Origin of the sequence: Prauserella sp. PE36, assembly GCF_003311655.1 — a bacterium.
GTDB classification, from domain to species: domain Bacteria; phylum Actinomycetota; class Actinomycetes; order Mycobacteriales; family Pseudonocardiaceae; genus Prauserella_A; species Prauserella_A endophytica.
Window position 1 is genome coordinate 1 of record NZ_QEQT01000057.1, and the last position, 8,679, is coordinate 8,679.

5 protein-coding genes are annotated in these 8,679 nt (G+C 69.8%); all 5 read left to right on the plus strand.

Annotated features, from left to right (window positions below; all coding sequences use genetic code 11):
• Positions 1 to 131 precede the first annotated feature (131 nt).
• Entirely contained in the window at positions 132 to 1,430 is a 1,299-nt protein-coding gene (locus tag DI005_RS13525; protein ID WP_369973578.1) for an IS256 family transposase, read from the plus strand.
• Between the two features lie 377 nt (positions 1,431 to 1,807).
• Positions 1,808 to 2,749 carry a S8 family peptidase gene (locus DI005_RS13530; protein WP_113642304.1) on the plus strand — a complete coding sequence of 314 codons (942 nt, stop codon included), beginning with the start codon at positions 1,808 to 1,810 and terminating at the stop codon, positions 2,747 to 2,749.
• An 89-nt stretch (positions 2,750 to 2,838) separates the two neighbouring features.
• Complete coding sequence (locus DI005_RS13535; protein ID WP_112271851.1) at positions 2,839 to 6,213, plus strand: pyruvate carboxylase; 3,375 nt, start codon at positions 2,839 to 2,841, stop codon at positions 6,211 to 6,213.
• Between the two features lie 289 nt (positions 6,214 to 6,502).
• Positions 6,503 to 7,327, plus strand: a complete 825-nt coding sequence (locus DI005_RS13545) for an arginase family protein (protein WP_113642305.1) — start codon at positions 6,503 to 6,505, stop codon at positions 7,325 to 7,327.
• Positions 7,328 to 7,555: 228 nt separating this feature from the next.
• A partial coding sequence (locus DI005_RS13550; RefSeq protein WP_369973579.1) for a PucR family transcriptional regulator occupies positions 7,556 to 8,679 on the plus strand: 1,124 nt, incomplete at its 3' end.

The window sequence follows — 8,679 nt, forward strand, 5'->3', positions numbered from 1 at the left end:
GGGCCTGTCAAATGTTCTGTGTATGAGATCAACTTCTGAGTTGGATGGAGTACACAGTGACCGTGGCCGAGGAATCGCAGCAGGGCTCGTTCGAGCCGCCGTTGTCGGGGTCGGGTTCGGCGCGGGATGTGGTGGCTGAGCTGGTGGATGCTGGCTTGTTGGATCGGGTGATGGATCGGGTCGATCAGGACGGGCTGGCGTTGACCGGGGAGGGTGGGTTTCTGCCGGAGCTGGTCAAGGCGGTGTTGGAGCGGGGTTTGCAGGCGGAGTTGGCGGATCATCTGGGCTATGAGAAGGGTGATCCGGCCGGGCGGGGTAGCCCGAACTCGCGCAACGGGGCGAGCCCGAAGACGCTGGCCACCGAGGTGGGGCAGGTGCCGCTGGCGGTGCCTCGGGATCGGGCGGGGACGTTCGAGCCGCGGCTGGTTCCGAAGGGTTCTCGCCGGGCCGGCGGTCTGGACGAGATGATCATCTCGCTGTACGCGGGCGGGATGACGGTGCGCGATATCCAGCATCATCTCGCGCGCACGCTGGGCACCGAGCTCTCGCACGAGACCATCGCCAACGTCACCGACGCCGTGCTCGAGGAGGTCAAGGCCTGGCAATCGCGGCCGCTGGAGGAGATCTATCCGATCGTCTATCTGGATGCGCTGGTGGTGAAGGTTCGCGACGGCCATCAGGTGCGTAACCGCTCCGCGCACCTGGCCGTCGGTGTCGATCTTGATGGCGTCAAGCACGTGCTCGGGATCTGGGTGCAAGCAGCCGAGGGCGCGAAATTCTGGGCCGGGGTCTGCGCCGAGCTGCGTAACCGCGGCATCCGCGACGTGCTCATCGTCTGCTGCGACGGGCTGAGCGGGCTGCCCGAGGCGATCGAGGCCACCTGGCCGCACACCACGGTGCAAACCTGCACCGTGCACCTGATCCGGGCGGCGATGCGGTTCGTGGCCTACGGCGACCGGAAGAAGGTCGCGGCCGCGCTCAAGTCGATCTACACCGCCCCCACCGCCGAGACCGCCCAGACCGAACTGCGCGCTTTCGCGGAATCGGAGTGGGGCCGCAAGTACCCGGCCGCCGTCGCCACCTGGGAGAACGCGTGGGAACGGTTCATCCCGTTCCTGGCCTTCCCACCCGAGGTGCGCAAGATCATTTATACGACGAACTCGATCGAATCTTTGAACTACCAACTCCGCAAGATCATCAAGAATCGCGGTCACTTCCCCAGCGACGACGCCGTGATCAAGCTGCTCTGGCTGGCCATCCGCGACATCGAAGACAAACGCGCCCGCCAGCGCGACCAGGAACGCGGTCTGCCGTCCAGCAAGCGCAAAGCACCCGGAAAACTCGTCGAAGGCGGCATCGTCCCAGGCTGGAAACAAGCCCTCGGCGCCCTCGCCGTCCACTACCCCGACCGCCTCAACACCTACCTCTAACACACCAATTTTCTAGATCAACTTACACAGAAAACTTGACACGCTCTCATGCTGTAACCGCCATTCCTGTGTCTGTCCGGGCACCGGGTGGCACGCACCAACCGACGGCGGACAGCACAGTGACGGGTGACTGCTGGCACAGGCTCCTATTAGGTCACAACCGCCGAATCGGCCACGTGCAGTGGACGGGACCCCGACACACCGACAGATCCTTCACAAGACACCCCGCAACGGGTGTCGGTGGCCTTCCGAGTCAGGAGTGCCGGGATCCCGCCCACACACATCATCACTGTGGCCTTCACTGCAGTCGCTCCGCGCACCGCACGATGGTGGTACTCCGCCTGCGCGCCCGGTTCGCGCGCGGTAGACGGGTGCCCATGCGTATTCGACTGGCCCGTTCCCTGTTCGCCGCCTGGACCGCCGCATTGCTCACGGCCGCCGCCGCCCCGGCGCTCGCCGCTCCCGGCGTACAGCAGGCCCCGCCCAACTGGGGGCTGGACCGGATCGACCAGCGGGCCGGGGGAGCCCAGCTGGACCAGCGCTACCGGTACCAGGGCGACGGCGCGGGCGTCACCGTGTACGTGATCGACTCCGGCGTCGACGGCACCCATCCCGACTTCGGTGGCCGCGTGGCGGGCGGCAAGGACTTCGTGGACGGCGACGAGCACCCCGTCGACCTCAACGGGCACGGCACCAGCCTCGCCGGGGTCGTCGGAGGGCAGGCACACGGCGTCGCCAAGGGAGTGCGCATCGTGCCGGTGCGGGTGCTCGACCAGAACGGCGGCGGCAACGGCCTCAGTGTGGTCGCCGGTGTCGACTGGGTGGTCAACAACGCGCGGCAGCCCGCGGTCGCCGTGATCGGCATCGGCGGCCCCGCGAGCGATGCCGTGGACACGGCCGTGCGCGGGCTGGCGAAGATCATGCCGGTGGCCGTTCCCGCGGGCGGTGCGACGGCCGACGCGGGCCAGAGCTCGCCCGGCCGGATCCCCGAGGTGCTCACCGTCGCCGCGAGCGACATTGCCGACAAACCCGTGCCGACCTCGAACTTCGGCGCCGCGGTGGATCTCTACGCCCCCGGCGCGGACGTGCGGGCCCCTGCGCTCAAGGGCGGGACGGCCGAGCTGACGGGCACGTCGGTGGCCGCGGCGCACGTGGCCGGGGTCGCCGCGCTCTACCGCGCGGCCCACCCCGAGGCGACGCCGCAGCAGGTGACCGAGGCCGTGGTGGCGAACGCGAGCCCCGGGGTACTCACCGGCGTGCGCGACGGCACCGCGAACCGCCTGCTCTACGCCGGCCCGATCCCGGCAGACGGCCGGTGATGTCCAGTAGCTGGGAGCGAACTCCCGGAGAGCGGGAGCTTCGGGGTAACGTGCCTCGCGACCGATCCGTGTAAAGGAAAGGACCGGGGATGTTCCGCAAAGTGCTCGTCGCCAACCGCGGCGAGATCGCCATCCGTGCGTTCCGTGCCGCCTACGAACTGGGCGCGGGGACGGTGGCCGTGTTCCCGCACGAGGACCGAAACTCGCTGCATCGCCTGAAGGCCGACGAGGCGTACGAGATCGGTGAGCCGGGTCACCCGGTGCGTGCCTACCTCTCGGTGGACGAGATCGTCCGCGCCGCCGTGAAGGCAGGCGCCGACGCCGTCTACCCGGGCTACGGCTTCCTGTCCGAGAACCCGGACCTGGCGCGCGCCTGCGAGGAAGCCGGGATCACGTTCGTCGGCCCCAGCGCGGAGATCCTCGAGCTGACCGGTAACAAGGCCCGCGCCGTCGCCGCCGCCAAGGCGGCCGGTGTGCCCGTGCTGGGCTCGTCGGCACCGTCGTCCGATGTGGACACCCTCGTGGAGGCCGCGGAGGAGCTGGGCTTCCCGGTGTTCGTCAAGGCCGTCGCCGGTGGTGGCGGACGCGGCATGCGCAGGGTCGAGGACCCGAAGCAGCTGCGGGAGTCGATCGAGGCCGCGGCCCGCGAGGCCGAGTCGGCGTTCGGCGACCCGACCGTCTTCCTCGAGAAGGCCGTCGTGGAGCCCCGGCACATCGAGGTGCAGATCCTCAGTGATGGCCAGGGTGGCGTGATCCACCTCTACGAGCGCGACTGCTCGGTGCAGCGGCGGCACCAGAAGGTGATCGAGCTGGCGCCCGCGCCGAACCTCGACCCCGGGCTGCGCGAGCGGATCTGTGCCGACGCCGTGAAGTTCGCCAGGCAGATCGGCTACCGCAACGCGGGAACCGTGGAGTTCCTCGTCGACCGCGACGGCAACCACGTCTTCATCGAGATGAACCCGCGCATCCAGGTGGAGCACACGGTGACCGAGGAGGTCACCGACGTCGACCTGGTGCAGTCGCAGCTGCGCATCGCCTCCGGCGAGACGCTGGCCGACCTCGACCTGGCGCAGGAGAAGGTCTATCTGCGGGGCGCGGCGATGCAGTGCCGCATCACCACCGAGGACCCCGCGAACGGGTTCCGGCCCGACACCGGCATGATCAGCGCCTACCGCTCGCCGGGCGGCTCCGGCATCCGCCTCGACGGCGGTACCGCGTTCTCCGGCACGGAGATCAGCGCGCACTTCGACTCGATGCTCGTGAAGCTCACGTGCCGCGGGCGGACGTTCGCCACCGCCGTCGGCCGCGCCCGCAGGGCGCTGGCCGAGTTCCGCATCCGTGGTGTCGCCACCAACATCCCGTTCCTGCAGGCGGTGCTCGACGACACCGACTTCCAGGAGGGGCGCGTCACCACCGCGTTCATCGAGGAGCGGCCGCACCTGCTCACCGCGCGGCACTCCGCCGACCGCGGCACGCGCCTGCTGACCTACCTCGCCGACGTCACGGTGAACAAGCCCAACGGCGAGCGGCCGAGGCTCATCGACCCGCAGGCGAAGGTGCCCGTGCTGCCCGAGGGTGAGCCGCCCGCCGGGTCGAAGCAGAAGCTCACCGAGCTGGGGCCCGAGGGCTTCGCGCGCTGGCTGCGGGAGTCGCCGACGATCGGCGTGACCGACACGACCTTCCGCGACGCCCACCAGTCGCTGCTGGCCACGCGCGTGCGGACCAAGGACCTGCTGGCGATCGCGCCGGTCGTGGCGCGCACGGTGCCCCAGCTGCTGTCCGTGGAGTGCTGGGGTGGTGCGACGTACGACGTGGCGCTGCGATTCCTGGCCGAGGACCCGTGGGAGCGGCTGGCGGCGTTGCGCGAGGCGATGCCGAACATCTGCCTGCAGATGCTGCTGCGTGGCCGCAACACCGTGGGGTACACGCCGTACCCGACCGAGGTGACCGACGCGTTCGTCGAGGAGGCGACCGCGACCGGCATCGACATCTTCCGCATCTTCGACGCGCTCAACGACGTGGAGCAGATGCGGCCTGCGATCGAGGCGGTGCGGAGCACCGGATCGGCAGTGGCCGAGGTGGCGCTGTGCTACACCTCGGACCTGTCGAACCCGGCGGAGAAGCTGTACACGCTCGACTACTACCTCAAGCTGGCCGAGCAGATCGTCGGCGCCGGCGCGCACGTGCTGGCGATCAAGGACATGGCCGGTCTGCTGCGGGCGCCCGCAGCGGTGAAGCTGGTGACAGCGCTGCGCAGGGAGTTCGACCTGCCGGTGCACATCCACACCCACGACACCGCGGGTGGACAGCTCGGCACGTACCTGGCGGCGATCGGGGCCGGGGCCGACGCCGTGGACGGAGCCGTCGCGTCGATGGCGGGTACGACGTCGCAGCCGTCGCTGTCGGCGATCGTGGCTGCCACCGACTTCTCCGACCGGCCGACCGGGCTGGACCTGCAGGCGATCGGTGACCTCGAGCCGTACTGGGAGATCGTGCGCAAGATCTACGCGCCGTTCGAGGCGGGACTGGCCTCGCCGACCGGGCGCGTGTACCACCACGAGATCCCCGGCGGACAGCTGTCGAACCTGCGCACGCAGGCGCGGGCCCTCGGGCTCGGCGACCGCTTCGAGGACATCGAGAAGATGTACGAGGCGGCCGACAAGATGCTGGGCCACCTGGTGAAGGTCACGCCGTCGTCGAAGGTCGTCGGTGATCTCGCGCTGCACCTCGTGGGCGCGGGGGTGTCGCCCGAGGAGTTCGAGGCGGAGCCGTCGAAGTTCGACATCCCGGACTCGGTGATCGGCTTCCTGCGCGGCGAGCTGGGCGACCCGCCCGGTGGCTGGCCGGAGCCGTTCCGCACGAAGGCCCTGGAGGGCAGGGCGGAGCCGAAGCCGGTGGTGGAGCTGTCCGAAGAGGACCGCTCGGAGCTGGCGGCCAACCGTCGTGCGACGCTGAACCGGTTGCTGTTCCCCGGGCCGACGAAGGAGTTCGAGGCGCACCGCGAGGCGCACGGCGACACCAGCGTGCTGCCGAGCAAGGACTTCTTCTACGGGCTGCGTCCGGGCGAGGAGTACCAGGTCGACCTGGAGCCGGGCGTGCGGCTGCTGATCGAGCTGGAGGCCATCGGCGAGGCCGACGAGCGCGGTATGCGGACCGTCATGGCGACCCTCAACGGTCAGCTCCGGCCGATCCAGGTGCGAGACCGTTCGGTGGCCTCCGACCTGCCGGCCAAGGAGAAGGCCGACAAGAACAATCCGAAGCACGTCGCGGCGCCGTTCGCCGGTGTGGTGACGGCTCAGGTGGCCGAGGGCGACACGATCTCCGCGGGCGACACGGTGGCGACCATCGAGGCCATGAAGATGGAGGCCGCCATCACCGCCCAGGAGGGCGGCACCGTCCAGCGGCTGGCCATAGGCAAGGTGCAGCAGGTTGAAGGCGGCGACCTCCTGATCGTCCTGGAGTAGCCCCTTCCACCCGCGAGTGCCCCGCTCAGGCCCGCGAGTGCCCCGCTCAGGCCCGCGAGTTCCCCGCTCAGGCCCGCGAGTCGCGCGTTCGGGCCCGCGAGTCGTGCGTTCCCGTGCGCGAGTCTTGCGTTCGGGACGCCGAGTCGTGCGTTCCCGAGCGGGGGACTCAGCGTCTGGAGCGGGGGACTCGCGCGACGGAGTGGGGGACTCGCGCGACGGAGTGGGGGACTCGCGCGCCGGGGCGGGGGACTCGCGGTCTGGAGCGGGGGACTCGCGATAGCTTGGAGCCATGCTGGTTCAGGCGGTGCCGCAGTGGCAGGGGGCCACGTGGGCGGGTGCGGACGTGCGGTTGCCCACTGGCTGTCGCGCGCTCGCGGCACTCGCGAGCGAGGTGCTGGGCGTACCGGCGCGTGAGGTACCCGTTGGCTCCGAGGGCACCTCCACTGTGGACAACATCGGCAACAAGTCCGCGCTGGTCGCCAATCGGCAGGCACAGCTCGCGGCGCTGGAGGAGCCCGAGGGGCCGGTGCTCACCCTCGGCGGCGACTGCGCCGTCGACCTGGTGCCCGTCGGCGTCGCTCGGTACCGCCACGGCCCGGGCCTCGGCATCGTCTGGTTCGACGCGCACGCCGACTCCAACACGCCCGCCTCGTCCCCGTCCGGTGCCTTCCACGGCATGGTCCTGCGCTCGCTGCTCGGCGACGGCGACCCCGATTTCGCCGCGAGCCCCCCACTCGCACCCGGTCACGCCGTGCTCGTCGGCACGCGCGCGTTCGACCCCGCCGAACGGCAGGCCGTCGCCGACGGGCTCCTTCGCCACGTGCCCGTTCCCTCCGAACCGGATGCGATCGCGGGCGCCGTAACCGATTCTGGCGCCACGAAGGTCTACCTTCACATCGACCTCGATGTGCTCGACCCGGCGGAACACGGTCCCCTCATGCACTACCACGAGCCCGGCGGACTGTCCGTCGAGCAGCTCGTCGCCGGAATCGAGAGCCTCGCGCGGTTCGACGTCGTCGGCGCGGCCATCACGGAATGCGCCACGCCGCGGCGGCGGGACCTCGAGGCATTGGTCCCGGTGCTCCAAGCGGTGAGCCGTCTACTGGCGGATTGACAACGCCATTCTTGTCACGAATGCAATAACCCCGACCGGGAATTTGTCACCGCGCTTCGATGGCGCCGGTCCTTTGCGCCCGGAGTGATACATTTCGAGCCCTTTTTTCGATGTGTCATCTGTCACCCCTCGATGACTGTGGGGAAGGAGCTGGTGACGACCGTGTCCGGGCGCGTAGTAGACGAACCAGTGGAATCCGCTGCCCTGCCGGGCCGGCTCGCCGACATCATGAGGCCGGAGCTGGAAAGCGTGGCCGAGGAGATCGTCGCGGAGATCCGCGCACTGATCCCCGAGTACCGCCGCCCCATCGACGGACCGTACGGAAAGTCGATCAAAGCGGGGGTGAAGCACGCGATCACGTTGTTCGTCGAGCAGATCGCCGACCCGAGCGTGTCGAAGGAACACGCGCACGAGGTGCATCGAAGACTCGGGCAATACGAGATGCGCGAGGGCCGCAGCCTCGACACGCTGCAGGCCGCGTATCGCGTGGGAGCCCGGATCGCGTGGCGCCGCATTATGCGCGTCGGCCGACGCAGCGGCTTCTCCTCGGCTGTCATGTCCCAGCTGGCCGACTCGATGCTCGCGTTCATGGACGAGCTCGCCTCGGTGGCGCTCGACGGCTACCTCGAGGCCAAGGCCTGCTCCGCCGACGCACTGGAGACGTGGCGGCGCAGGTTGCTGCAGCTGATCCTGGAGCGGCCGCCCGCCCCCGCCGAAGCCATCGAGGAACTGGCCCAGCTCGTTGGGTGGGCGGTGCCGGAGGCGGCGACCCCGCTAGCCGTGCGCTCTCTGTACCGCGCGGGCACGCCCGCCCGCCCCGTGCTCGACCCCGACGTCCTCACCGAGCTGACCGGCCTCGAACCCCACCTGGTCGTGCCGGGTGAGCTGACACGTGAACGCATCGCCGTGCTCCAGGCCGCGCTGCCCGACTGCCGCCTCGCCGTCGGCACGTGCGTTCCGCTCGACGCCGTGGCGGACTCCCTTCGGTGGGCGCGCAAGGCGCTCACGCTCGTCGACGAGGGCGTGCTGCCGGCGCGGCGCGTGACCTGGGCGGACGACTGCCTGCCCACCTTGCTGCTGCACTCCGACGAGCTGCTGGTGCGACAGCTGCGCAGGCGCCTGCTCGCCGCGCTCGACGGGCACACCGCGAAGCAGCGTGAGCGGATGATCGAGACCCTGCGGGCGTGGCTCGACGCGCAGGGCAACGTGCTCGACGTCGCCGAGCGCCTCAACGTCCACCCACAGACCGTGCGTTACCGCATGCGGCAGCTGGAGTCGACGTTCGGCGACCGTATGCACGACCCGGACGCGCGGTTTGAGATGGAGCTGGCGTTGCGGACGGTGCGGTTGGC